General features: G+C 43.1%; 22 protein-coding genes. 12 read left to right on the forward strand and 10 right to left on the reverse strand.

Annotated elements, in window-relative coordinates; all coding sequences use genetic code 11:
- Nucleotides 1–8: 8 nt before the first annotated feature.
- Nucleotides 9–2174 (reverse strand): fatty acid oxidation complex subunit alpha FadB, encoded by a 2166-nt coding sequence (fadB, locus tag DL796_RS03910; RefSeq protein ID WP_110200174.1) that lies wholly within the window; start codon nucleotides 2172–2174, stop codon nucleotides 9–11.
- A 149-nt stretch (nucleotides 2175–2323) separates the two neighbouring features.
- On the reverse strand, nucleotides 2324–2446 hold the full coding sequence (locus tag DL796_RS11760) for a hypothetical protein (protein WP_265090346.1): 123 nt from the start codon (nucleotides 2444–2446) through the stop codon (nucleotides 2324–2326).
- A 26-nt stretch (nucleotides 2447–2472) separates the two neighbouring features.
- On the opposite strand from DL796_RS11760, the gene pepQ reads away from it, so the two are divergent.
- The 5 genes from pepQ to DL796_RS03935 all read left to right on the forward strand — a co-directional run bounded on the left by pepQ (nucleotide 2473) and on the right by DL796_RS03935 (nucleotide 6717).
- The gene (gene pepQ / locus DL796_RS03915) at nucleotides 2473–3795 is read left to right on the forward strand and encodes a Xaa-Pro dipeptidase (protein ID WP_110200176.1); all 1323 of its coding nucleotides are present in this window, start codon (nucleotides 2473–2475) and stop codon (nucleotides 3793–3795) included.
- Nucleotides 3796–3805: 10 nt separating this feature from the next.
- On the forward strand, nucleotides 3806–4453 hold the full coding sequence (locus tag DL796_RS03920) for a YigZ family protein (RefSeq protein WP_110200178.1): 648 nt from the start codon (nucleotides 3806–3808) through the stop codon (nucleotides 4451–4453).
- Nucleotides 4440–4802, forward strand: a complete 363-nt coding sequence (locus DL796_RS03925; RefSeq protein ID WP_110200180.1) for a SirB2 family protein — start codon at nucleotides 4440–4442, stop codon at nucleotides 4800–4802. The genes DL796_RS03920 and DL796_RS03925 overlap by 14 nt, the downstream gene beginning before the upstream one ends.
- Before the next feature lie 19 nt (nucleotides 4803–4821).
- Entirely contained in the window at nucleotides 4822–5061 is a 240-nt protein-coding gene (gene ubiK, locus DL796_RS03930) for a ubiquinone biosynthesis accessory factor UbiK (RefSeq protein WP_110200182.1), read from the forward strand.
- A gap of 156 nt (nucleotides 5062–5217) precedes the next feature.
- Nucleotides 5218–6717, forward strand: coding sequence for a helicase HerA-like C-terminal domain-containing protein (locus DL796_RS03935; protein ID WP_110200184.1), 1500 nt, complete (start codon nucleotides 5218–5220; stop codon nucleotides 6715–6717).
- Nucleotides 6718–6791: 74 nt separating this feature from the next.
- Here the strand turns inward: DL796_RS03935 and DL796_RS03940 are convergent, their stop codons facing one another.
- Nucleotides 6792–6995: a dodecin family protein gene (locus DL796_RS03940; RefSeq protein WP_110200186.1), complete on the reverse strand. Its 204-nt coding sequence runs from the start codon at nucleotides 6993–6995 to the stop codon at nucleotides 6792–6794.
- Between the two features lie 114 nt (nucleotides 6996–7109).
- On the opposite strand from DL796_RS03940, the gene DL796_RS03945 reads away from it, so the two are divergent.
- The gene (locus DL796_RS03945) at nucleotides 7110–7988 is read left to right on the forward strand and encodes a polyphosphate kinase 2 family protein (protein ID WP_110200188.1); all 879 of its coding nucleotides are present in this window, start codon (nucleotides 7110–7112) and stop codon (nucleotides 7986–7988) included.
- 70 nt (nucleotides 7989–8058) lie between these two features.
- Here DL796_RS03945 and gyrB read toward each other — a convergent pair whose 3' ends face one another.
- Genes gyrB through dnaA form a run of 4 tightly spaced genes read right to left on the reverse strand, consistent with a single transcriptional unit; the run spans nucleotide 8059 to nucleotide 14245 of the window.
- Nucleotides 8059–10485, reverse strand: a complete 2427-nt coding sequence (gyrB, locus tag DL796_RS03950; RefSeq protein WP_110200190.1) for a DNA topoisomerase (ATP-hydrolyzing) subunit B — start codon at nucleotides 10483–10485, stop codon at nucleotides 8059–8061.
- A gap of 31 nt (nucleotides 10486–10516) precedes the next feature.
- Nucleotides 10517–11632 carry a DNA replication/repair protein RecF gene (gene recF / locus DL796_RS03955; RefSeq protein ID WP_110200192.1) on the reverse strand — a complete coding sequence of 372 codons (1116 nt, stop codon included), beginning with the start codon at nucleotides 11630–11632 and terminating at the stop codon, nucleotides 10517–10519.
- Between the two features lie 55 nt (nucleotides 11633–11687).
- A complete protein-coding gene (gene dnaN / locus DL796_RS03960) occupies nucleotides 11688–12791 on the reverse strand; it encodes a DNA polymerase III subunit beta (protein ID WP_110200194.1) in 1104 nt (367 codons plus the stop codon).
- Nucleotides 12792–12826: 35 nt separating this feature from the next.
- Nucleotides 12827–14245 (reverse strand): chromosomal replication initiator protein DnaA, encoded by a 1419-nt coding sequence (gene dnaA / locus DL796_RS03965; protein WP_110200196.1) that lies wholly within the window; start codon nucleotides 14243–14245, stop codon nucleotides 12827–12829.
- 905 nt (nucleotides 14246–15150) lie between these two features.
- Between dnaA and rpmH the strand changes: the two genes are divergently transcribed.
- From rpmH to DL796_RS03995, 6 genes are all read left to right on the forward strand, one after another.
- Nucleotides 15151–15285 (forward strand): 50S ribosomal protein L34, encoded by a 135-nt coding sequence (rpmH, locus tag DL796_RS03970; RefSeq protein WP_110200198.1) that lies wholly within the window; start codon nucleotides 15151–15153, stop codon nucleotides 15283–15285.
- Between the two features lie 26 nt (nucleotides 15286–15311).
- The gene (gene rnpA / locus DL796_RS03975; RefSeq protein ID WP_110200200.1) at nucleotides 15312–15704 is read left to right on the forward strand and encodes a ribonuclease P protein component; all 393 of its coding nucleotides are present in this window, start codon (nucleotides 15312–15314) and stop codon (nucleotides 15702–15704) included.
- Nucleotides 15705–15742: 38 nt separating this feature from the next.
- On the forward strand, nucleotides 15743–15934 hold the full coding sequence (gene yidD / locus DL796_RS03980) for a membrane protein insertion efficiency factor YidD (RefSeq protein WP_406946419.1): 192 nt from the start codon (nucleotides 15743–15745) through the stop codon (nucleotides 15932–15934).
- A 3-nt stretch (nucleotides 15935–15937) separates the two neighbouring features.
- Nucleotides 15938–17566: a membrane protein insertase YidC gene (gene yidC, locus DL796_RS03985; RefSeq protein ID WP_110200204.1), complete on the forward strand. Its 1629-nt coding sequence runs from the start codon at nucleotides 15938–15940 to the stop codon at nucleotides 17564–17566.
- A gap of 20 nt (nucleotides 17567–17586) precedes the next feature.
- The gene (gene mnmE, locus DL796_RS03990) at nucleotides 17587–18954 is read left to right on the forward strand and encodes a tRNA uridine-5-carboxymethylaminomethyl(34) synthesis GTPase MnmE (RefSeq protein ID WP_110200206.1); all 1368 of its coding nucleotides are present in this window, start codon (nucleotides 17587–17589) and stop codon (nucleotides 18952–18954) included.
- Nucleotides 18955–19311: 357 nt separating this feature from the next.
- Nucleotides 19312–20046: a hypothetical protein gene (locus tag DL796_RS03995; protein WP_110200208.1), complete on the forward strand. Its 735-nt coding sequence runs from the start codon at nucleotides 19312–19314 to the stop codon at nucleotides 20044–20046.
- Nucleotides 20047–20187: 141 nt separating this feature from the next.
- Here DL796_RS03995 and DL796_RS04000 read toward each other — a convergent pair whose 3' ends face one another.
- The 3 genes from DL796_RS04000 to DL796_RS04010 all read right to left on the reverse strand — a co-directional run bounded on the left by DL796_RS04000 (nucleotide 20188) and on the right by DL796_RS04010 (nucleotide 25290).
- On the reverse strand, nucleotides 20188–22767 hold the full coding sequence (locus DL796_RS04000; protein WP_110200210.1) for an EAL domain-containing protein: 2580 nt from the start codon (nucleotides 22765–22767) through the stop codon (nucleotides 20188–20190).
- Nucleotides 22768–22932: 165 nt separating this feature from the next.
- Nucleotides 22933–23784, reverse strand: a complete 852-nt coding sequence (gene ypfJ, locus DL796_RS04005; protein ID WP_110200212.1) for a KPN_02809 family neutral zinc metallopeptidase — start codon at nucleotides 23782–23784, stop codon at nucleotides 22933–22935.
- 201 nt (nucleotides 23785–23985) lie between these two features.
- Nucleotides 23986–25290, reverse strand: a complete 1305-nt coding sequence (locus tag DL796_RS04010; protein WP_110200214.1) for a hypothetical protein — start codon at nucleotides 25288–25290, stop codon at nucleotides 23986–23988.
- Nucleotides 25291–25310: the final 20 nt, after the last annotated feature.

A 25310-nucleotide genomic window follows, 5' to 3' on the forward strand; every position in this document is an offset into this window, starting at 1 on the left:
AGGCTCTCTTAAGATAAGTCCGATTGATAAAATTTCTTGCCATCTTTAGCCATGTCCAACATGCCAGCTGTCGGCTCATAAGCCTTGCCTAGGTGTTGGTATTTTTTAGCTAGCTCAACGATGGTGTCGATTCCTTGGCTATCGACGTACTTAAATACGCCACCACGGAATGGCGGGAATCCTAGGCCATAAATTAGCGCCATATCGCCTTCCGCCGGACTATCAATAATGCCTTCTTCTAAACAGCGAATCGTCTCGATAATCATTGGCAACATAGTGCGTGCAATAATCTCCTCATCACTAAAGTCTTTGCTTTCAGCGGCAATTTCTTTAAGTAGCTCATAAGCCTTTGGATCGGCTTCTTTTGTCGTACGGCCTTTCTTATCCTTGCCGTAAACGTAGAAACCGCTTCCTGTTTTTTGACCGTAACGATCGTTTTCAAACATGACGTCGATAGCATCTTTCTCGTCTTTGCTCATACGATCTGGGAAGCCTTCCGCCATCACTTCTGCGGCATGACGGCCTGTATCCATGCCCACCACATCTAGCAAATACGCAGGACCCATCGGCCAGCCAAACTTCTTGCTCATGACTTTATCGACTTGCTGGAAGTCTGCACCATCACGAACCAGTTTGGTGAAACCGCCGAAGTAAGGGAATAACACGCGGTTTACGAAAAAGCCTGGACAGTCATTCACAACCACAGGCGATTTGCCCATTTTGCTGGCATATGCAACTACGCTGGCAATAGTCTCGTCAGAGGTTTTTTCGCCGCGGATAATTTCTACCAATGGCATTTTGTGCACTGGGTTGAAGAAGTGCATGCCACAGAATTTTTCTGGACGCTGTAGCGATTGAGCTAGACGATCGATTGAGATGGTTGAAGTGTTTGAGCAAATAATGGCGTCTTCCGGCATTAAGCTCTCGACTTCTTTTAGTACCGACTCTTTGACTTTCGGATTCTCAACAACCGCTTCGACCACGATATCGGTGTGCTTGATTTCATCGTAGCTTAAGGTTGGTTTGATGCTAGCGATGCCTTTGGCCATTTTCTCGGTTGAGATTTTGCCGTATTTTAAGCCTTTACCAAATAGCTTAATCGCTTCATCCATACCCTGCTCTAGCGCTTCAGGGTTAATATCTTTCATGATTGCAGGTACGCCGCGCGACGCTGACTGGTAAGCGATACCGCCACCCATAATTCCTGCGCCTAAAACCGTTGCGTTTTTAACATCAACATTGGCTGTTTTAGCAGCAATCTTTGCTTTCTTTTTTAACACCTGATCGTTTAAGAACAGCTGAATCAATGACGAGGCTTGCTCGGTTTGAGCCATATCCGCAAATGCTTCGTGTTCAGCTTTAATCGCATCTTCAAGCTTCATGCCCGCGCTGTCTTCGATTAACTGCACGCCTCGAACGGGGGCTGGGTAATGCGGTCCCGCTTGGCTTGCGATATAGCCTTTTGAAGTCATAAACGACATGGTCGCTTCAGTTTTATTGAGTTGTAGCGGCGCTTTCTTTTCAGCGCGACGCGCTTGCCAATCCAACTTACCTTCTACCGCGTCCAATAGCATTTGCTCTGTGCTATCGACTAAGTGCTCAGAATCTACTACAGCGTCTAATACACCTACGGCCAATGCTTTTTCTGGCTTATAAGCCTTACCGGTCGATAACCATTCAAAGGCATTATCCGCACCAATGATTCTTGCTAGACGTACGCTACCACCGAAACCAGGCACTAAACCTAGTTTTGATTCTGGTAGACCAACTTGTGCTTTAGGGCTCGCCACGCGGAAGTCGCAGGTTAAGCACATTTCAAGACCGCCACCTAGCGCCATGCCATCAATCGCTACCGCTGTAGGGTATGGCAAATCTTCAAAACCACTAAAAACTTCATTTGCTTTCACTAACCAGCCCAATAACTCTTCACGGCTAGAAGCGAATAATTCATTAAATTCTGTGATGTCGGCGCCAACAATAAACACTGGCTTGCCACTTGTTGCCATAACGGCTTTGACATCTTTATGATCTCTCAACAGTTCGTTGACTTGTCGCCACTCATTTAAAGTGGCTCGGTCGAATTTATTCACCGACTCGTTTTTATTGTCAAAACATACTTCCGCGACACCTTTGTCACGCAGTCTGCATTGAATCGACTGACCTTCGAAAATCATTCTGTTTCTCCGTGTTGGTTTCAGATGATGGAGTTATACTTCAGACAGATCCGATTAAAGTATAGATTGGGGATTCGTTAATTCCCCAGTGTACTTCAAGGGACCTTCTAGTCTCAACCACATATCTACGGCTTATCTGGTCTGACCAATCATAACGAACTTTGTTCCCAAACAAAAGTTCTCATGCTTTCTTTGTGTTTATCCTTACCTTTTGCTGCAAAAGGATTCTTTCCTTGCTGAACCCAGTCTCGATCTGAAATAATGGTTGCCATTGTTTATTGAATATTATGGTAATTTTATGACTGACGCAGAGCTGAAACCTCTATACTCTGAGCACATTGATACAATTACGAAGCGTTATCAAAACGCCATGCAACGCCACGGCTTTGACCATCTTTTAATCCCAGCGGGTTCATTACACGGTATTTTCCTTGATGATATGTCCTACCCGTTTAAGTCAAACTTCCACTTTAACAGCTTTATCCCGCACGATGACTTGCACGACAGCACGGTAATCATCTCGGCTAAAGGCGATCGCACACTATGCTACTACCAACCTGTTGATTTTTGGCATAAAGTGGCTGGCGATCCGGATGGTTTCTGGGTCGAACACTTCGACATCAAGATGTTACGCAAAAAAGACGAAGTGCGTGCCTTTATGCCATCAAACGGCTCTATCGCCTTTATTGGTGAGATGACTTACCCATTTATGGACGAAGATTTCGATGCCATTAACCCTGGCAACTTGATTAACGAGATCAACTGGCACCGTGCGACTAAAACGGCTTATGAAATCGAGTGTTCTGCTCTAGCCAACAAACGTGCCGCCATGGGTCACATGGCTGCTCGCGATATGTTCTACAACCAAGGCTCTGAGCTTGAAATCCATTTAGCCTACTTATTAGCTAGCGGTCATCACGAAGCGCAACTTCCTTATAACAGTATCGTTGCCCTTAATGAAAATGCTTCGATTTTGCACTATATGCATTACGACGCTGAACGCCCAAGCGAGCACCGTACTTTCCTGATTGATGCAGGCGCGCGCTACAACAGCTACGACGCAGACATCACTCGTACTTACTCTTACGACAAAAACAACGAGTTTGCCGAGTTAATCGACACCATGGAAAAGCTTCACCTAAGTGTGGTCGATCGCGTTAAGCCTGGTCAATCGTACGTTGATTTGCATGTAGATACGCATTTAGAAATCGCTAAGGTATTGAACCAATTCAAGATTTCTAGCATGAGCCCTGAGTCTATGGTGGAAAACGGGGTCACTCGCACCTTCTTCCCGCATGGCCTAGGTCATCAAATCGGTCTACAGGTTCACGACGTGGGCGGCCACCAGTCGAACGCCGATGGCGATCCAGCGCCACCGCCACAAGAGCATCCTTTCTTGCGTAATACGCGCCCGATTGAGCAAAATCAAATTTTGACCATTGAGCCAGGTTTATATTTCATTAAGTCGCTGCTTGCAGATCTTAAAGAGAGCGAGCACAGCTCAAGCATAAATTGGGATCGCATCGAAGAATTCCGTCCTTATGGTGGTATTCGTATCGAAGACGATATCGCGGTTACTGAAACTGGTCATCGCAACCTTACTCGTGCTTATTTAAAATAAACACTCAGCCATGAGTAAATCTACGGCCGCTTACCGTGTTCCTAATCATACGGTAAGCGAGCCTTGTACCTTCGAAGAAATGATTAAGGGTAGCCGCTTCATTACTCGGCTGATCTATAGCCCCACCGTTGAAGACGCCAAATCCTATATAAAGCTCCTGAATACCCAAGAACCCGACGCTACTCACCACTGTTGGGCTTATATCGTTGGCAACCCTGACAGCACAACTTTAATCGCTTGCTCCGATGATGGAGAGCCAAGCGGTACTGCTGGTATGCCAATGCTGAACGTTCTACAGCACTCGGGTTTAGGTGATGTAACCGTTGTCGTGACTCGCTATTATGGTGGCACTAAGCTTGGTACTGGTGGTTTGGCACGCGCTTATAGCGCTGGCGTTAAAGGCGCTATAGAGAATGTAAGCACTCACTCCAAGATTTACACTACCGCTGTTGAGATCACCACGAGTTATGAGCTTCAAAATCAAGTTCGTTACCTTTTAGACGAGCATCAAGCGCTAAACATCACAGAAGATTTTAGCGATAAAGTCGTTATAATGGCCGATATTCCTGATGGAAAACTCGATTCTTTGTTAACATCGATTGAGGCATATCGAAACAAACAACAACTGACAATTAAGGTAGACCATGCAAGCGCTTAAACATATTCACATGACCCTAGCCATAATCACTATCCTTGGCTTTTTATTCCGCTGTGCTTTGTTGTTCAAACAGAGTCCGATGCTACAAAAGAAGTGGTTAAAAATTACTCCTCATATTATCGATACACTTCTTCTAGCGTCCGGTATCACCTTGTGGGTGACATGGTATGGCGCAGTTTCGATGCCATGGCTCAATTTCAAAGTTTTAATGATTATTGCTTATATAGTGTTCGGAATCATTACCTTTAAAACACAGACCAAAGCCTTACGTGGTATAGCTTTCACCCTTGCAATCGGTAGTTTTGCCACCATACTTTATATAGCTAGAACAAAAACGTTGCCTTGGTAACACTATTTAAGGGTATTTTATGATTGATCCGAAAAAGTTAGACGACATCGCAAAAAAGCTTTCTGACGCAGTCCCTGAGCGCGTAAAGTCGGCTAAAGACGAGATGGGCAAGCAGTTTAAACAGGTTCTCCAAACTCAGCTCGGTAAGCTTGACTTGGTTTCACGTGATGAGTTTGATACACAGACACAAGTTTTACTTCGAACTCGCCAAAAACTGGAAGAACTCGAAACAAAGATTTCAGAGTTAGAAAACAAATAGTTTTTAAGGGTGGCTAATGCCACCTTTTCAATCTTAATAGCCTTTACTAACCATCTTGTTGCTTAAAACTCCCTAGTTTCTACCCTTCTTTCTGCTACTTGCCTTTTGACGAAGTTCCTATAATCTGTTGATAAGGGAAAACAACAAAGACAGACTATGTTATTAATTGGCGGCAATCCTCAGCAACAACACATTCAGCTCAATCCCAAAATGGCCAACCGCCATGGTTTGGTAGCCGGTGCGACGGGTACCGGTAAAACCGTTACTCTGCAGATTCTAGCGGAAGGCTTTTCTAAGATGGGGGTTCCTGTCTTTACCGCCGATGTTAAAGGGGACTTATCTGGCGTAGCCACAGCCGCCGGTTCACATCCTAAGATTACTGAGCGTATCGAAAAAATAGGGATTAAAGATTACCAGCCACATGACAATCCCGTTATCTTTTGGGACGTATTCGGCAAACACGGTCATCCCGTGCGAACCACTATTTCTGAAATGGGGCCGATTCTTTTAGCGAACCTTTTAGAGCTTAATGATACCCAAGAAGGTGTCCTACACATTGCTTTTGATATCGCCGACGAACAGGGTCTTTTGTTGTTAGATATCAAAGACTTGCGCTCCATGTTGAATTGGCTTAGTGATAATCGCAAAGAGATTATGCGCGAGTATGGCAACGTTTCCTCACAAAGTGTTGCCGCTATTGTTCGCCGTTTATTGGTTTTAGAGAACTCTGGTGGCGATCAGTTTTTTGGCGAACCGGCGCTTAATATCAAAGATATGATGCGCACCGATACCAACGGGCGTGGCATGATCAATATTCTTCACAGTAAAGAGTTGATGCTTAATCCCCGCATTTACTCGACTTTTTTATTGTGGATGCTGTCTGAACTGTTTGAAGAGCTTGACGAAGTTGGCGATCCAGATAAACCTCGCCTAGTCTTTTTCTTCGATGAAGCGCACTTATTGTTTGAGCACGCACCAAAAGCCCTGCTCGAACGCATTGAGCAAGTGGTTCGACTTATTCGCTCTAAAGGGGTTGGTATTTTCTTTGTGACGCAACACCCTACTGATATTCCGGATGATGTACTTGGTCAACTCGGTAATCGTATTCAACACGCTCTGCGTGCTTTTACACCACGGGATTTCAAAGCGGTTAAAACTGCCGCTGAAACTTTCCGCCCTAACCCTGAGCTAGATACCGAATCTTTAATCACCCAGCTTGGCGTTGGTGAAGCTTTAGTGTCTGTTCTGGATGAAAAAGGTCGTCCTGGTATCGTTGAGCAGACCTTAATCTGTCCACCTGAGTCACGTATTGGCCCGCTTAAACCTAAAGAGCGAGATACAATTTTTAAAGCCTCACCTGTTCATGGTGTCTATGATACTGCTGTTGACCGTAAATCGGCTTACGAAATTCTTTTGGCTAAAGAAGAAAAGCTTAAAGAACGTCAAGAAAAGGAAATGAAGGAAGCAAAAAAGCTTCGTGAAAAAGAAGAAAAGGCTAAAGCTGCTCGGAAAAAAGTGGCTAAGAAAACATCTAGGAAGTCAAATCGACAAGGGATTGGTGAGACGTTTTTAAAAACTATTGCCCGTACCCTAGGTTCAAATCTCGGTAAAAAATTATTGCGCGGAATTCTCGGTTCATTAACCGGCAGTAAGTAGAAGTTTATTGCGGTTTAGGTTATTTTATAATTAAGGTGTCCCCATGGAACACCTTAATCTTTTGTTTCTTTAGTTTAGTCTTTTAGGATAAATGTAACTTTCAAGGTCACGCGGAATCCCACAACTTCACCATTTTCGATGACTGCTTGTTGATCCTTTACCCATGCAGCTTTTACCTGATCTAAGGTTCTGTTGGCTCTGCGCACCCCTTGAACGACTGCGTCTTCAAAGCTTTTTTCAGACTCTACAATAATTTCCGTTACTTTTGCTATTGACATATATTCCCCTTATATAAGTTTTGATTTAATAAGAACCCTTTTCATATTACTTATTTTTATTGTATAAACAAGGAACTAAAACATAAGTTTTGTAAATTATCCCAAAGGAGTTTTATGCTTACCGTCACTGATAGCCCTTACCTTGTGCCTTTTGATCAATCTTTTAGCTTAAGCCAGCACTCCACTGTAGTTGATGATTTACAAAAAAACTCTTTTTATAAAAAGCGTTACAAGGGCAATCGTAAGAAACTTTATAAACAGCAGCAGAAGCTCTACGCCGACAATAAGTTTTCGCTACTGCTCATCTTCCAGGCGATGGATGCCGCCGGCAAGGATAGTACCATTCGTCATGTCTTGCGCGGAGTTAATCCAGCCGGATTTCAAGTTTCTAGCTTTAAACAACCTTCTAAGCGCGAACTTGATCATGATTTCCTGTGGCGCACCACTAAACAGTTGCCTCAGCGCGGTCGTATCGGTGTTTTTAATCGTAGTTATTATGAAGAAGTGTTGGTTGTGAAGGTTCATCCACAATTTCTTAATTCCCAGCAACTCCCTGATATTAATGGTATTTCTCACAATACAGATAGTTTTTGGCAGAATCGCTATCGCTCGATTAATGAGCATGAGCATCACTTAGCGAATAACGGCACCATTATTCGTAAGTTCTTTTTGAATGTGTCTCGAGAAGAGCAACATAGACGATTTAAGAAGCGGATTGAGCAAGCGAGTAAAAACTGGAAGTTTTCGCCAGGTGATCTACGCGAAAGTGAGTTGTGGGATCAGTATATGGACGCCTATGAAGCCTGTCTTAACAACACATCCACCTCATGGGCGCCATGGTACTGTATACCTGCAGATAACAAACCAGCGATGCGTGCAGCCGTTTCAGACATCATTCTAGAAACACTGGAGAGTTTAAATTTAAGCTATCCCTCGCTAGATCCCGATATCCAAGAGAATTTAGTAACCTATAAAAAGCAACTTATCGCATAAATACTTGTTTGATCATTAATAAAGGGGCTTTATAGCCCCTTTTTTATGCAACGTTTAATCAGGTTAAAGATTAAATGTCCAAGTTTGATACCGCAAGCGCGTTACTTTCGATAAACTCGCGTCGTGGCTCAACATGATCACCCATCAGAGTCGTGAATAACTGATCAGCGGCAACCGCATCTTCAATTTTTACCTGCAACATGCGACGCGTCTCAGGATCCATGGTTGTTTCCCATAACTGCTCAGGGTTCATCTCACCAAGACCTTTATAGCGCTGGATTGATTGACCTCTGCGCGCTTCCATCATTAACCAGTCGAGTACTTCGCTAAAGGTTTCGACTTCCTCGATCTTCTCGCTACGTTTCACGAAGGCACCTGGTTCGATTAAGCTTTCCAACTGCTCGCCTAGTGTACTAATTTTCTTGTAGTCTTCTGAAACAAAGAACTCTTTTGAAAGTAAGTACTCACTCTCAACGCCATGATGATACATAGTTAAGTGTGGTAAGTAGATGTTTAGCTCATTATCTTTTCGGATCTTGAATTCATAGCGATGCGAACCACTTTTACGATCTTTGTTTAGCTTTTCTTCCAGATTTTCCATCCAATTCTTCACTTCAGATTCTTTCTCTAAATCTTCAGCTGTTAATGTCTTATGGTAAATCATGCTGTCTAGCATTTCGCGCGGTAGACGTCTTGCTACTCGGTTAATGGTTTTCTTAACTTCTCGGTACTCATTAACCAATGTTTCTAACCTTTCGCCGGTAATTGGTGGCGCATCTTTGCTAGTGAATAACTGAGTATTATTCAGGGCTAACGCCGTTAGAAATGCTTCTAACGCTTCATCATCTTTTAGGTAGGTTTCTTGTTTGCCCTTTTTCACTTTATACAACGGTGGTTGTGCGATATAGATATAACCACGTTCAATCAGCTCTGGCACTTGACGATAGAAGAAGGTTAACAGTAGCGTACGAATGTGCGCACCATCAACATCAGCATCCGTCATGATAATAATGCTGTGATAGCGTGTTTTATCTGCGTCGAATTCCTCACGGCCAATACCACAACCAAGAGCTGTAATTAAGGTTCCTACTTCTTGCGACGATAACATCTTATCGAAACGTGCTTTTTCTACGTTAAGAATTTTACCTTTAAGCGGTAATATCGCCTGGTTTTTTCTATCGCGGCCTTGCTTCGCCGACCCACCCGCCGAGTCACCCTCCACAATGTAGAGTTCTGATAGCGCAGGATCTTTTTCCTGACAGTCGGCTAACTTACCCGGCAAACCCGCAATATCCAAAGCGCCTTTACGACGTGTCATTTCACGTGCCTTTCTCGCCGCTTCACGAGCTCTAGCCGCATCAATCATTTTATTAATAACGGCTTTGGCTTCATTCGGGTTTTCTAGCAAGAAGTCTTTTAAGTGTTCGCCCATTGCCTGCTCAACAGCTGTTTTAACCTCGCTCGAAACCAGTTTATCTTTAGTTTGTGAGCTGAACTTTGGGTCTGGGACCTTGACTGAAACTACTGCTGTAAGCCCTTCTCTGGCGTCATCGCCAGTCGTACCGACCTTACCCTTCTTATTGTATCCTTCGGTATCCATGAAGCTGTTTAGCCCCCTAGTCAATGCTGAACGGAATCCGGCAAGGTGAGTACCGCCGTCACGCTGTGGGATGTTATTGGTAAAGCAGAAAATGCTTTCTTGGAAGCCATCGTTCCATTGCATCGCTACTTCAACGGTAATACCATCCTCTTCACGCTCAGAGGTAAAGTGGAACACGTTTTCATGTACAGGAGTTTTATTTTGGTTCAAGTACTCAACGAAGGCTTGAATACCACCTTCATACTTAAAGTGATCGGATTTACCGCTACGCTCATCAGTCAGTTTAATACTAACCCCTGAGTTTAGGAACGATAGTTCTCGCAATCTTTTTGCTAGAATATCGTACTTAAATTCAATATTGGTAAAGGTTTCGGCGCTTGGTTTAAAGCGTAGTTCGGTACCCGTTCGTTCTGTATCGCCAACTGCTTTTAATGGCTCGACTGGCACACCTAACTTATAGGTTTGCTCATAACGCTTACCAGCACGGCGAATTGTTAAGGTTAACAACTCAGAAAGAGCGTTTACCACCGAAACACCTACGCCGTGTAATCCACCTGATACTTTATAAGAGTTATCATCGAATTTACCACCAGCATGAAGTACTGTAAGGATTACCTCGGCAGCCGAAACCCCTTCTTCTTCGTGGATTTCTGTAGGAATACCACGACCATCATCACTAACAGAAACAGAGTTATCGTCATGTATTGTCACATTAATCTCTGAGCAGTGTCCCGCTAATGCCTCATCAATAGAGTTATCAACGACCTCAAAGACCATATGATGTAAACCTGTGCCATCATCGGTATCACCAATATACATGCCAGGACGTTTGCGCACAGCATCAAGCCCTTTTAGTACTTTAATACTGGAGGAATCGTAATTGTTATTTTCCGACATAGGGTTTCCTTTTAGATTGTTCATGCCTCATTTACTCAAGCTCACTTTTCGTTACTTCTTTAACCACACCATGTTCCACGTGGAACAATTTTAGATCGTCGCATTGACTAATCAGAGGTTTAAGAGGTTCAAGATGAACGCAAGTAATAAATATTTGTTGATTATTTGGCTGTGTAGCCATCAAATCTAGGAGCTGTTGTTGATGCTTTTGATCAAGTTCAGCGCCAATATCGTCTAGCAGAAATACTGGGGCTTGCTGCCCAAATTGCTGCATAACCTTCAGTTGAGCTAATTTAAAAGCTGTAATTAGAAGCTTTTGTTGGCCGCGCGATAAATAATCGCCGGCCAATTTAGAACCGTCAATCAAAAACTTCAAGTCTGCTTTTTGAATACTCGACTGGGTAAAACCTAGTTTTTTATCTTTTTCGAACTGTTCACGGTAGATAGCGCTTAAGCCAACAGAGTGTTTGTCTGTCCACCCAGGAAAAAGATCTAGCTTAATATCAAGCTGGCCTAGAAATTGCCGGCACAGCTTAATAAATAATGGGTTTATTTTATCACAATAAGCCTGTCTAAGTTGAGTAACTTGCTCGGATAAACTGACTAATTGCTTATCCCAGGCAGCAGCTTCGTTATAACCTGCACGTTGCTTTAGGAGCTTATTACGTTGTTGGAGAATCTTGTGAGCCTTTTGCCAAATACTTAATACAGAATGTTCCACGTGGAACACTCCCCAATCAAGTTGTTTACGACGGGCACTCGGGCCCTTTACCAATAAGTCATATTGCTCTGGCGATAGTATCTGAACCGGACAAAGCTTTGCGAGAGTAGATAACCGATTCACAGGTTCAGAGTTCAGTTTAATTGTGGTATCACCACTGCGTTGACGTTTAAAACCAAGTTGGTGATTAATACCAGAGGATTCAACTTTTGCGAAAAGGGTGAAATCTTGGTGCTGCTCACTGATGACTTTGTTGTGTTTAGCAGTACGAAAAGAACGACCGTTACCCAGAATATAAAGAGATTCTAGTATGCTACTTTTGCCAGCGGCATTGGGACCAAAGATAATGTTAAGACGGGGTGAGAAACTTATAGAAGGATTCTGTAAATTTCTCACCTGTGTTATAGATAACTGGTCAACACGCATGTATTACTCAATGGCGCGAACCGGAGATGATATGGTGGTAATGGAAAACCAATGATTAAAGTCTCATTGGCATCACAACGTACATACTTTGACCACCATCCACTTCTTCAATCAAAGTACTGCTGTTTGCATCGATAAAGGTTAATTTCACTTGCTCGGTCTTGATAGTGTTCATAACATCGATCATATAACTGACGTTGAATCCTATCTCTAGATCTGAACCGTTGTAATCGACGCTAAATTCCACTTCTGCTTCTTCTTGCTCAGGGTTGTTAGCATGTAAACGAACTTGCCCATCAGAAAGCATGAAACGGACACCACGGAATTTTTCGTTACACAAAATCGATGCGCGCGATAAGGATTCTTTTAACACTTCCCTATCGGCAATAACAATTTTATCGCCATTACGCGGTAATACCTTTTCGTATTCAGGGAAACGGCCATCGACTAGCTTAGAAGTGAACGAGTAATCACCGTTATGAATTTTAATGTGGTTGGAGCCTAAACTAAGGGTCAGTTCTTCATCACTGTGATCAAGTAGACGCCCCAGCTCGGAAACACCTTTACGCGGAATGATGGCATTTACTCTTTCGTTTAACTCAAGCTTTACAGATTCCCGAGAAAGTGCGAGGCGGTGGCCATCAGTGGCAACAGAAGTTAATGAATCTTCGTCAAATTCAAATAACATACCGTTTAGGTAATAACGGACATCTTGCTGCGCCATGGCAAACTGCGTCTTTTCGATAAGTTCTTTTAAGGTATGTTGAGAAACATTTAAGGAAGCTAAACTCGCCGTTTCTTCTAAACTTGGAAACTCAGAAGCAGGCATGGTTGAAAGATTGAAACGGCTACCTGGCGTGGAAACACGAAGGCGGTTTTCGCCCATCTCAAGTTTGACGTTTTCACCATCACCAAGACTCTTGATAATATCTAAGACTTTACGAGCGGGTACCGTAATTTCACCAGGTTCAAATTCGCCTTCAAGCTCAACTTGCGCCTTTAATTCGATTTCAAGGTCAGTCGCAGTTAGTGAGAGCTTACTATCATCAACAACCATTAATACATTGGATAGTATCGGTAAGGTTTGTCTCTTTTCAACGGCTCCACTCACCAGTTGAAGTGGCGATAATAGCTGATCGCGAGTCATGGTAAATCGCATATAAGTACCCTTATTGAATTCCTAATATTATTACTTTATGTCGATAAAGTTCTTAATAGATTAGAGTAATCTTCTTCAATATCAACACTTTCGTTTTTTAATTCTTCAACTTTACGACAGGCATGCAACACCGTGGTGTGATCGCGACCACCAAAAGCATCCCCAATTTCTGGCAAGCTATGATTCGTTAGCTTTTTGGCTAGCGACATTGCCATTTGACGAGGTCGTGTTATAGAACGACTGCGTCTCTTAGATAATAGATCAGAAACCTTAATCTTGTAATAGCTAGCGACGGTTTTTTGAATATTATCAATAGAAATTAATTTATCCTGAGCCGCTATAAGATCTTTCAAAGCATCTTTGACAAAATCGAGCGTGATAGCACGGCCTGTAAATTGTGCATTAGCAATGACTCGCTTCAAAGCCCCTTCTAATTCACGCACGTTAGAGCGAATACGTTTTGCTATAAAGAAAGCGACTTCATGCGGTAATTCAACGTTCGAGTGATTGGCCTTACTCATTAAGATGGCTACCCGCGTTTCAAGATCCGGCGGCTCGATAGCAACGGTGAGGCCCCAGCCAAAACGCGACTTTAGGCGCTCTTCGAGACCTTCAATTTCTTTAGGATAGCGATCACAGGTGATAATAACCTGTTTATTCTTCTCAATAAGGTTGTTGAAGGTATGGAAAAACTCTTCTTGAGTCCTGCCTTTATTAGCAAAAAACTGAATGTCGTCGATCAACAAAGCATCAACCGAGCGATAATAGTTCTTAAAGGCATCCATACTGTTGTTCTGTAACGCTTTCACCATATTGGCCATAAAACGCTCAGAGTGCAGATAAACAATTTTTGAATCAGGTTTATCTTTTAAAATTAGGTTACCCACAGAATGCATCAGGTGGGTTTTACCAAGACCGACACCGCCATAGATTAAAAGTGGGTTATAGGATACACCTGGATTCTCAGCTACCTGCTCAGCAGCTGCACGTGCAAGTTGGTTAGACTTACCTTCGACAAAGTTATTGAAGGTAAACTTGGTATTCAGGTTATTTTGTGGAAAAGCCGATGAACCAGAATGAGCGTTATAAGTGGGCTTGTTGAAATTACGATGGTTAGCAGGCGACACAGCTTGGCTGGTTTGTGCTATCGCAGCTGCACTAGAACGGTTGTCAGAGTTAGCCTCATTCGAAGCACCCTGTGAGGCAATATCAGCGTGGCCAACGTGTAACGATATATGAAGATTACGGCTATTGTCTTTCGCTGATACAAATTCGGTAATGCGATCGAGGTATTGCTGGCGGATCCAGTCAACAAAGAACGGGTTTGGTGCAAACAAAGCCATTTCTTTATCGGTTTCACGTACCTGCAAGGGTTTAATCCAGGTATTGAATTCAGTAACTGAAAGTTCCGATTGTAGTCGCTGCAGGCAATCGCGCCATAAGCTGCTAGACATAGTAGTAATTCCCAAATCCATAACCTGTTATTAATTGTTTTTTACTTATCGTTAGTAATATCAGTTAACAGGTAACTTTTCGTTGTATCTTTTGTTTTCGGTTAAGTGTTAATGATCACTTATAAGGAATAAACTTTGCTCTGTGTAAAGCTCATAAAAGACAGAGTTATTCACAACAGGAGCTAGTGTAGATCCATCTAAAAGAAATATCCACAAAAATAGTTAAATAAAGCTAGAAAAACTGAATAACTTAAAAAGTAGAAACCGGGGAGCTTTTGCACAATACAGAAGTTAAGCAGTATGAAAAGGATAAGTTGTGACTAAATAAGGTATAAAAACTCATCAAAACTGTGCATAAGCGTTAAAAAACGCCTCTAACGTGACTTATCCATTTTTTAGACACCCTGTTAAAGACACTTTATCAACCTCTTTGTACTTTTTATAAACTATTGAATTTAATGTAGTATAATTACTTATTAACAGCAAAAAGACTCAGTAATAATAATAATAAGATCTTTAAATACTTATTTATAATTATTAGTGACTAACTTTCTGAAAAAAGACAAAACAGATCGAGTAAAGGTCAAAAAATAGAGTTTTAGGGCTGATTCATGAATTTATCTAAGAAATAGAAACTTTTAGTGGATCTTATAGCGCCAAGGTGCTATAAAGTTATCCACAGTTCAAGCTGAGTTCTGTGATTAAAATACTAGATATAGTGGTTAAATAGCTAATTAGATACTAAATATCAGAAAACAATAAAAAATCGCTCCAACCCTTTAAAAAACAAGGCTTAGAGCATTGCAATCACTGGGTAATTACTATAAAATTCCGCGTCCTTGTCCTTAGAGTCGTGTAATAAATAGTTATTATACGAATTAATTAACTGTTGATGGGTTAAGCAGATGAAAAGAACATTTCAACCAAGCGTCATTAAGCGTAAGCGTACACACGGTTTCCGTGCTCGTATGGCAACTAAAAATGGCCGTAAAATTTTAGCTAACCGCCGTGCAAAAGGCCGTAAGCGTCTAAGCGCTTAATAGCGTTAGAAATTGAATTCCTTGATGTGAGCAATAAGGCGGTCTCTAGCGTAAACCTAGATTATGGTTTTCCAAGAAGTCGTCGTTTGCTCACAGCAAAGGACTACAAACAAGTCTTTGATAACAAACCAATCAAACTGGTTTGCCCTCCTTTTACACTATTAGTTATCCCTAACCACTCCGAACAATCTCGTTTAGGATTAATTGTTGCTAAAAAACACGTTAAGTCTGCGGTAAAACGTAATCGACTAAAACGACTATGCCGTCAATCTTTTCGCTTGGCACAGCACGATCTTCCTGCTGTGGATATTGTTTTATTAGCGCGTCGCGGTAGTAGTGATATGACTAATACGGTATTATTCGAACACCTCAACCGGCTTTGGTCACGAGTTCAGAAGAAATGCAGTGGTTACTCATAAAATTGGTCCGCTTGTATCAGTTGGTATTAAGCCCTGTAATGGGCAATCAATGCCGCTTTGCGCCGACCTGTTCCCACTATGCCATTGAAGCTTTAGAACAACACGGTGCTATTCGTGGAAGCTGGTTGACGATAAAAAGACTTGGCCGGTGCCATCCGGGATGTGAAGGCGGACTAGATCCTGTCCCTCATAATAATTCAGTAAAACAAACGAAAGCTGTAAAAGAGTAAATTATGGAATCAATGCGCGGATTTTTTATTCTGGGCCTAGCGGTCTGTACATTCTTATTGTATCAAGCCTGGCAAAAAGACTACGGCCCCCAACCTGCACAGCAGCAGGCTACGATTGAGCAAAATGGTGTCTCTGTTTCTTCGGGGAACACAGCTGCCAACAGCGATCAGTTAATCACTGTAGAAACGGATCTGGTCAGTTATCGCATCGACCCTGTCGGCGGTGATATGGTCTACGCCGAGTTGAAGAATTATAACGTAGAGCTTGATGAGGACGCTAAAAAGGTCGTCTTATTCGATTATCGTAATCGCATGTATCAGGCGAAAAGTGCTTTGCTTGGTCAGGGTGCACCTGATAATCAACTTCCACGCGCAAATTATCAAACGGACAGCAAGTCGTTTGTATTAACGGATGGCATGGAGCAAATAGAGGTTCCATTAACGTGGGTTAATGATAGTGGCGTTAGCTTCACAAAGACCTTCACCTTTACTCGTGGTCAGTACTTGGTCAATATGGAATACCGTATTAATAACCAATCGACCAACGACAGAACTTATAACTTTGTTGCTGAGCTTGCTCGCGATCAAAAACCTACCGGTTTAGAAGAGAAATCGTCTTTCGGAATGAAGCCTTTTATGGGCGTTGCTTATTCACCGGAAGAGAAAAAGTATGAAAAAGTAGATTTTGAAGATTTAGAAGAAGAGCCAATCAAAACTTCTCGTCAAGGTGGTTGGGTTGGCTTCCTACAGCACTACTTTATTTCAGCTTGGATCCCACCGCAAACTGAGCAAGTAACCATTACCAGTTCGATTAAAGCGAATAAAGACACAACCATTCGCTTTGTACAGCCATCGATTTCAGTATTAGCCGGAGAAGAGAAAGTTATCCTAGCTGACCTCTACGTTGGCCCTAAAGATTTAGAGCAATTAGAAGCCGCTGCTCCGGGCTTGGATAAGTCGCTCGATTTGAGTTGGGTTTGGTGGATCGGTCTACCGCTATACAAGTTAATGCAATTCTTCTTCAGTTTCTTAGGAAACTGGGGCTTAGCGATTATCTTAGTCACCATCGTTATCAAAACATTGTTGTACCCGCTATCAGCAGCGCAATATCGCTCGATGGCGAATATGCGTAAACTTCAGCCAAAAATGCAGCGCTTAAAAGAGCGCTATGGCGATGACAAGCAGCGCATGCAGCAAGAAATGATGAAAATGTATAAAGAAGAAGGCGCTAACCCATTCGGTGGTTGTTTACCGATGTTGCTTCAGTTCCCAATCTTTATCGCGCTTTATTATGTATTGTTTGAAGCGATTGAACTGCGCCACGCACCTTTCTTCGGTTGGATTCAGGATTTGTCGGTTGCCGATCCATATTTTGTCTTGCCAATTTTAATGGGCGGCAGTATGTTGTTGATGCAAAGACTTCAGCCTAAATCGCCAACCATGGATCAAATGCAGCAGAAGATCATGAGTTACCTCCCTATCGTATTTGCGGTATTCATGCTGTTCTTCCCTGCTGGTCTGGTCTTATACTGGTTGTGTAACAACTTGATTTCGGTGGCGCAACAACAATACATCACGAAAAAAGTAGAAAACGCGCCAGATAAGCCCAAAAAAGCGCTTAAGAAAAAGTAGCTTTAATATAGGAATCTAGAGTGTCAACCAATAGTACACAAGACACTATCGCAGCAATAGCAACGCCTCCCGGTCGCGGAGGCGTTGGCATTATAAGGGTTTCAGGCAAGCTCGCCGAAGTTGTTGCAGAAAAAATAGTTCGCAAATCACTAAAGGTACGTGAAGCTACCTACCTCCCCTTCATCGATCGGAATGATGATGTTCTTGATGAAGGTATCGCCATATTATTCAAGGCGCCCAACTCCTTTACCGGAGAAGATGTATTAGAACTGCAAGGTCATGGTGGCCCTGTGATTTTAGACCTGTTACTTAAAGAAGTGCTCAATCTCGGAGTTCGCTTGGCGCGCCCCGGTGAATTTTCGGAGCGAGCTTTTTTAAATGATAAGCTCGACTTAGCTCAGGCCGAAGCCATCGCCGACTTGATTGAATCCACCTCGGAGCATGCCGCCCGTTCAGCGGTTCGTTCGCTTCAAGGCGAGTTTTCGCAAAAAGTGCACGGTTTAGTTGAAGAGTTAATTCATCTTAGGATATATGTTGAAGCAGCGATCGATTTCCCTGAAGAAGAAATCGATTTCTTATCAGACGGCAAAGTACTGGCAGATCTGAATAACATCATCGAAGACATTACAAAACTGCAAAGTCAGGCGCAGCAAGGGTCGATTTTACGCGAAGGTATGACCGTAGTAATCGCGGGTAAGCCAAACGCAGGTAAATCGAGCTTGCTCAATGCGTTAGCAGGCAAAGACTCCGCCATCGTTACCGACATACCGGGAACGACGCGAGACGTTTTAAGAGAACACATTCACATCGATGGACTGCCAATCCATATTATTGACACAGCTGGGTTGCGCGAATCCGATGACAAAGTCGAGCAGATAGGGATAGAGCGAGCTTGGAAAGAAATTGAGCAAGCGGATCAAATTATCTTAGTCGCTGATTCGAGTGAAACTCAAGAGTTTACACCCCATGCCATCGATCCGGCCTTCGAGCGCTTCGAGCCGTTTAAAGACAAGCTATTAATCGTCGCCAATAAAATCGATGTGTCGCAGCTCGATACCAAAACCCTAGACTCAGACTATAAAACCATTGCGATTAGCGCTAAAGACGGAACAGGTATAGAGCAGCTTAAAGCCGAATTAAAACAAATTGTCGGATACCAACAGAACACCGAAGGCGCCTTCCTTGCCCGCCGCCGTCACCTCGACGCTATCGAGCGCGCGCTAGCCTTTTGTTATCAAGGAAAAGAGCAACTGATCGATTTTAATGCGGGCGAACTGCTAGCGGACGAATTGCGTCAGGCACAAAACTCCTTATCAGAAATTACCGGTGAATTTACCGCCGACGATTTGCTTGGAAGAATCTTTAGTAGTTTCTGTATTGGCAAGTAAGCGCTTACCAATACAGAATATTATTTAGAAAAAGCGGTGGAAACTGGTAGGGAAAGCTACCGACCTTGTCTGCAATATACCAGATATAGCGGTCTTGGAGTCCGCTAATCCCCGAAATAACCAAAAAGTCGACACTTGCAAAAAAAGAGTAGTAACAATAAGGTGTTATGGACGAATTCGTATAATAAAATGTTAGCTATCGTAGATAGCTATTCCAATTTGGATAGAGGTTATATAAAATTGCTTCTGAACGATGGTGTAAGGGAAAACACACTCCGCAAGGAGAGTATTTGTGAGGTTCGAATCCTCACCGTTAAAGCCTATTCATTGAGTGGGCTTTAACGGTGGTAATTCAAAATGCCTAGAAATCCTTCTAAAATATATAGTCAGCACGTTGCTAATTTACGAGAATTAGAGCTGGCTATAAGCCATACCGGCCGAATGGCCAAGTCAGAAATAGCCTCAAGAGACCCTCAACAGAGCTTAAGATCGCTACTGCGCCTTTACTCATTTTTGATCGGCGCTTGGGCTGAAACGAGGTTAAGAAAACTCCTTCATGAGGAGTTTGGTTTCAACGAAGCAGAAAGAAAGCAAATAACAGATCAGTCATCTCAACTCGATCAGTGGAAAGAAACGATAGACTTAGCCTTTCGGAAACATCACAAAATAACTAAAGCCCCACTTGATGAGCGCTCTTTAGGCGTAGCACATGCGGCCAGAAGAGGTGCGCTTCATGATGTTTTATCAAATGAGCTAAGAGTAATTATAGAAATCAGAAATAAACTTGCTCACGGTCAATGGGTATACCCATTTAACAGTGATGAGACTGCTGTTGAGCCAGATAAATACCAGTTAATAAACAAAGAAAATTATCAATCGTTGCAATTCAAACTGGCACTAATTGGTCATCTTGCAGACGCAATTCATGACCTTGTGGTGAGTCCCGCTACGTTCGAACGTGATTTTGAGAGTCACTTCAAAAAGTTATTTCAAGTTCGAACCAATCTAGTAACTAAAGATTATTCGAAATATGAAAATGGCCTAATAAAAAGTAGGGAGTCAGCGCGTGCCGCAAGAAAATCTAACAAGTAAAGCAACCGGACGGTTTCACCGCCGGTTCTTTAGGCGTTATGGCACAAAGGGAGTTCCAGATGTTTAAATGTATAAAGTTACTACTCTCTATAGATAAACCATAACAAACGCAGGCACAGCAGTACTGTCATGAAGAGAAAACTAGGAAGACTCCTTCGTTTCCGGAAGCGTTTTAGGTAAACTGAGCAAGGTGTCTAGAGGCATAGGGCGAGCAAAGTAAAAGCCCTGCAACAAATCACATTGATAGCGGCTTAGGTCCTTTAACTGCGCCGTCGTTTCGATACCTTCGGCTACAACGCACATATCCATGTGATGAGCCATAGTTATTATGCCCTGAACGATTGCTGCGATACGGTGGTCGTTACCTATATCTTTAATAAAGCTACGATCCAGTTTAACTTTGTGAGTTGGTAGGTCGCGTAAATAACTGAGGCTCGAGTATCCTGTGCCAAAATCATCCAGCGCCACTTGTACCCCCATTTTCTTTAAGTCTTCCAATAGTTCTATGACCTGCCAAGAGCCATCGAGTAATACGCTTTCTGTTATCTCAAGCTCGAGTAACTGTGGCGGCAAGCCAGTTTCAGCTAGGGCTTGCTGTACTTCTTCTAAGAAGCCATCTCGACGAAATTGTAATGAGGAAATATTAACTGCGACTGGAAGCGGTTGTTCTCTATCTGCATTGAAACGAACAATCTCCTTGCAGGCTTGTCTGAGTACCCAGCGACCGAGAGGGACGATCAACCCTGTCTGCTCAGCTAAAGGAATAAACTCTATAGGCGATACAAATCCACGGATCGGGTGGTTCCAACGAACCAGGGCTTCAACACTGGTTATGTGGCCAGTAACGGCATCCACTTGAGGCTGGTAATAAAGCTCTAGCTGGTCTTCGTTCAAAGCGTGGTGCAGATCATGGCGCAAAGTGACACTTTGCAGTTTTGCGGTAGTTTTTGAAATATCTTGATACCATTGCCAGGTGTTGCGTCCTTGGCGTTTAGCTTGTTGAAGAGCCTCATCGGCGTGCTGCATAAGCTCGTAGGGGACATCAACTGAAACTTTATTCGTAGCAATACCAATACTGGTGCTGAGCTGAATATTATTATCCATCACTGTTATCGGTTGGGATAAGCTTTCAAGAATCCGATCAGCCAGCTGCATTATTTTCGACTTACTCTCGCAAGTACTCCAAAGAATGCCGAACTCATCACCGACTAGGCGTGCGATTAAAGCTTCAGCGGGAACGACAGAGTTCAAGCGCTTGGCAATAGTTTTTAAAACCTCGTCACCAACCTTAAGACCGAGATCGTCATTGATGGGTTTGAAGCCATCAAGGTTTAGGCTGAGCACCACAACAAGCTGATCCGCTGTGGCATGCTCAAGCAGTTCAAACAGTTGCTCTACGAACACACTTTGGTTCGGCAAGTCGGTAAGAAGGTCGTGTTTTGTCTGATAATTTATCTTTTCTTCTTGTTCCTTTTGCCAAGTAATATCTTGCAGGCTACCGGTAAAATGGCTGCAGTTACCTTGGCCGTCAAAAACAGGACTGATTCGTAGTTGATTCCAAAATGGTTGGCCATCCTTGCGATAATTAAGCAGGACGACATTCACATCAGTGTGAGCTTTGATGCCGTCGCGGATTTTTTTTATAGTGGCGGGATCGGTGTTAGGCCCTTGCAAAACACGGCAATTACGACCAATAATTTCATCCTGTTGATAACCGGTCATGGCTGTAAATGCCGGATTGGCGTAGACAACTGGTAAATCAGGAGATTGTGCATCAGCCAAAAGGAAGCCGCTTGGGCTTGATTCGATACTTCGCTTAAGTAGCTTAAGCTCTTCATTTTGCTTTTTTTGGTCAGTGATTTCTCGGCAAACGCCGTAAACTCCGACTATCTTATCGTCAATGATTACCGGGAAATTAGTAATTTCCAAATGATAGGGATAACCTTCTGCATGTATGGCGGTTGCCTCGTAGGTATAAGACTCCCCGGCACAGGCCCTGTCAAAGTAAAACTGGGTCACTTTTTTATGTTCAGGTGCTACAACCTCATTAAAATGAATCCCTGTCAGTTGTTCTGCTTGATAACCACTGATTCTTTCGACAGCTGGATTACAGCTTTGAAAAACTCCCTCAAGGTCAAAGGTAAATACAGCTTCGGGGTGATTCTCGAATAAAGCGCGGTGCCACTCGGAGAGGGCTGTATGTGTGCTGATATCGCGGTGGCGCAGTAACGCAAGGGCTACCAAGCTTGCGGCACATTCTATGTTGTAGATATCATCTTCTGAGGGGCGGGTTGGAGTTCGATAGTAAGTCGCAAAGGTACCGAGTAACTCAGAATCTCCGCTAGTGATAGGTAAAGACCAGCAGGCTCTAAGATTTTCTTGAGCTGCAGCTTCAAGGAATGGTTCCCAATTCGGGTCTTGATGAATATCTTCAGTAATAACCAGCTGCTTGTGAAAAGCCGCGCTTCCACAGGTACCAATATTCGGGCCAACCGGTTGGTCCTGCATCAAAGAGACGTATTTAGGGGAGAAGTAGTTACTAGGAACCAGACTTAAGGTTTCGGATTTTGGATCAAAACGCATGATGGAAATTAGCGCATCCGGTAGCATCCGCCCTACCCACTTAGCGATGGTGTTTAGAGTTTCAGGCAAAGGTTGCTGCAGGGCAATTTTTTCAAGAATGGCCTGCTGTGCCTCTAGATGCGACAGTCTGTTCGTCAAGTAAATAACTCCATGCTACCAATCCGTTGCTTCTTATAACTTATGCTTTTATAAACCTATTATCAACAATTTATATTAAATTGATAGGCTAGCAAAGTTACCTTAAGTCGTTAGTATCGCCTGTCCTATGGCGCCAGTATTTAGAGAGCTTATTATAGGTGGTAACTAGATAGAGCCTTGAAATGTATCGCAGCTCGCGAAACTACCAGTATTAGCGCCACGATTAAACCAATCCATGCGCTCTTGAGCTGAGCCATGTGTGAAGTTTTCGCGACGTGGTGGCACACCAGCGCGTTTCATTATGGTGTCATCACCAACAGCTTCCGCGGCGGAGAGTGCTTCTTCTAAATCCCCTGATTCCAAAAACTGAGTGCGCTTCTGTGTATGATTTGCCCAAACACCAGCTAGGCAGTCAGCCTGCAACTCCATTTTTACTTGTAGCGCATTCTGCCCGACTTTGTTTGTCTGGCGCTGTGCTTGGCGAACTTTACTGGAAATACCGGTTACGGTTTGAATATGGTGACCAACTTCATGCGCTAGAACATAAGCTACAGCGAAATCACCGCTCGCTCCCATGCGCTGTAACTCACCCAAAAAACTTAAGTCGAGATAGATTTTTTTATCGGCGGGACAATAAAAAGGCCCTGATGCAGCTTGTCCTGTGCCACAAGCGGTAGGCGTTCTATCGCGATAAATAACTAAAATTGGCTCTGGATAATTGGAGTTTGATTGTTTAAAAAGAGCGCTCCATGTATCTTCGGTATCCGCTAACACGACGCTAACGAAATCATAGATTTCCTGCTCTTCGGCTGAAGCTTGATAGTTACTTTGCTGTGTCGAGCTCGTAGATTGCCCGCCAATAACACCAGATACTACCTGCATCGGATCTTGCTTAAAGACAAAAATAGCAATTAGCGCCATGATAATGCCACCAACACTGAGCTTAGCGCCGGACTTCATGCGTTGCCCGCGACGATCATCAACGTTGCTACTGCGTCTACGATTTCTCCACTTCATATGAATTCCTTTTTTATACAGGTGGCTTAAGAATAGACGAAATAGAGAAAATAAGGCAAGTTTATATGCTATTTATGAAGCAATATTACAAAAGGATGTTAAAGGTAGACCGGTTGGAATAGGTTAATTGGTAAAGGGTACTAAAAAAGCCATAAAAGGATGTGTGAACCCTTTATGGCTTTTTTTAGATGGAACCAATCGTTATTCTTTGGACTCAAGTTCGGCGCGTTTGACAGCTTCAGACTGAACTTCGCGACGCACTTGCAAGTTTTTGATCTCGTTAATTCTAAACGGCATTTCGAGGTAATTACCCGAAGAAATAGTAGTATTAATTCTAACCGTGGAGCCGCTTACAGAGTTTATGCGACCTCTATATTCTTTGCCGCGGTAACTGAAGCGCGCATCGTAACCAATATAAGAGCCTAAATTACTTGGCTCGGTTTGTTGAAGGGTCAACCCTTGCACAAGTGTCAAATTATCGTCCTCAACCTCAACCACTGTATCCAGCGGCGGTAGCTCAGAGCGCGAAGGTGGATTTCCGAACAACTGGCTAACGCGTTTATCGTTTAGGAAAACTCGCAAACTTAACGCATGAACTAAGCGTTGAGGCGACATTCCCATCATATCCATAGTGTTAATAGATTCAGATGGGAAGGTATCGAGTCGAATGCTGCGTGGCTGACGGATGTACTCTTGGTAACTGCTGTAAAACTCGTCGCTAAAGTGTAAATTGTTGTTGTAAAGCACGTGGCGCAGATAGTCCATGTGACGCGAATAATACTGCTCTAGCTCTAATCCTTCGAGCTTTGCACAGTGTTCAAACAGACGCTCCGTGAAAACCGGGTTTAAACTTTCCATGGTAATGGACTTTAGTTTAGGGTTTTGGACTAGGGCGTTTGGATTGATCTGATCGAGTAAAAAGTCGATGTTAAAACTACCTAAGTCACCAGCATTTAAATACATATTCCAGTTTGCTTGGTTGATATGCTTGTCGTAACTGAACTCGGTTGAAAAATCGAGGGTCACTTGCTTATAACCCATGTCGATCAAATCACTCACCTCAAGGTTATCCTTATTATCACAGCCGGCTAAGGTGATCTGAGTGAAGATATCAGGCTCGGTTTTAAAGTCAGACGAAGAGTCCATGCTAGACGTTAATGGGAACTGTAACTGAACCAATTCAGCGCTTACAGTATCAGCTGTACCGAAATATTGCCCCGTTTCGATACCGCGCACCATTTTAAAGGAGTCGAGCAAACTACCTGTGCCAAAACGAAACTCTTTTACGGTAATCTTTTGGGCAGTCCCTGGCATGGTGATTTCGATGCCTGTAGTGACCGATTTTCCGTCTAAGCTTACGTAGGTGGAGTCATAACTGGCCGAGGTTTGCATTTTTATCATCGAAAATGCATCGTCGATCATCTGTTTGTTCTTATACCAAATATAACCGTAGGCCATCCCTGCCAATATCAAAATAATGATCACTAGTCGTGTAAAAAATTTCACCAGCCACTCCTTCTTATAGT

Source organism: Kangiella spongicola, from assembly GCF_003194565.2.
GTDB classification, from domain to species: domain Bacteria; phylum Pseudomonadota; class Gammaproteobacteria; order Enterobacterales; family Kangiellaceae; genus Kangiella; species Kangiella spongicola.

Excerpts from the sequence above, each read along its gene's own strand:
- fadB (WP_110200174.1), bottom strand. The coding sequence starts at position 2,174 with ATGATTTTCGAAGGTCAGTCGATTCAATGCAGACTGCGTGACAAAGGT.
- DL796_RS11760 (WP_265090346.1), bottom strand. The coding sequence starts at position 2,446 with ATGGCAACCATTATTTCAGATCGAGACTGGGTTCAGCAAGGAAAGAAT.
- pepQ (WP_110200176.1), top strand. The coding sequence starts at position 2,473 with ATGACTGACGCAGAGCTGAAACCTCTATACTCTGAGCACATTGATACA.
- DL796_RS03920 (WP_110200178.1), top strand. The coding sequence starts at position 3,806 with ATGAGTAAATCTACGGCCGCTTACCGTGTTCCTAATCATACGGTAAGC.
- DL796_RS03925 (WP_110200180.1), top strand. The coding sequence starts at position 4,440 with ATGCAAGCGCTTAAACATATTCACATGACCCTAGCCATAATCACTATC.
- ubiK (WP_110200182.1), top strand. The coding sequence starts at position 4,822 with ATGATTGATCCGAAAAAGTTAGACGACATCGCAAAAAAGCTTTCTGAC.
- DL796_RS03935 (WP_110200184.1), top strand. The coding sequence starts at position 5,218 with ATGTTATTAATTGGCGGCAATCCTCAGCAACAACACATTCAGCTCAAT.
- DL796_RS03940 (WP_110200186.1), bottom strand. The coding sequence starts at position 6,995 with ATGTCAATAGCAAAAGTAACGGAAATTATTGTAGAGTCTGAAAAAAGC.
- DL796_RS03945 (WP_110200188.1), top strand. The coding sequence starts at position 7,110 with ATGCTTACCGTCACTGATAGCCCTTACCTTGTGCCTTTTGATCAATCT.
- gyrB (WP_110200190.1), bottom strand. The coding sequence starts at position 10,485 with ATGTCGGAAAATAACAATTACGATTCCTCCAGTATTAAAGTACTAAAA.
- recF (WP_110200192.1), bottom strand. The coding sequence starts at position 11,632 with ATGCGTGTTGACCAGTTATCTATAACACAGGTGAGAAATTTACAGAAT.
- dnaN (WP_110200194.1), bottom strand. The coding sequence starts at position 12,791 with ATGCGATTTACCATGACTCGCGATCAGCTATTATCGCCACTTCAACTG.
- dnaA (WP_110200196.1), bottom strand. The coding sequence starts at position 14,245 with ATGTCTAGCAGCTTATGGCGCGATTGCCTGCAGCGACTACAATCGGAA.
- rpmH (WP_110200198.1), top strand. The coding sequence starts at position 15,151 with ATGAAAAGAACATTTCAACCAAGCGTCATTAAGCGTAAGCGTACACAC.
- yidD (WP_406946419.1), top strand. The coding sequence starts at position 15,743 with ATGGGCAATCAATGCCGCTTTGCGCCGACCTGTTCCCACTATGCCATT.
- yidC (WP_110200204.1), top strand. The coding sequence starts at position 15,938 with ATGGAATCAATGCGCGGATTTTTTATTCTGGGCCTAGCGGTCTGTACA.
- DL796_RS03995 (WP_110200208.1), top strand. The coding sequence starts at position 19,312 with ATGCCTAGAAATCCTTCTAAAATATATAGTCAGCACGTTGCTAATTTA.
- ypfJ (WP_110200212.1), bottom strand. The coding sequence starts at position 23,784 with ATGAAGTGGAGAAATCGTAGACGCAGTAGCAACGTTGATGATCGTCGC.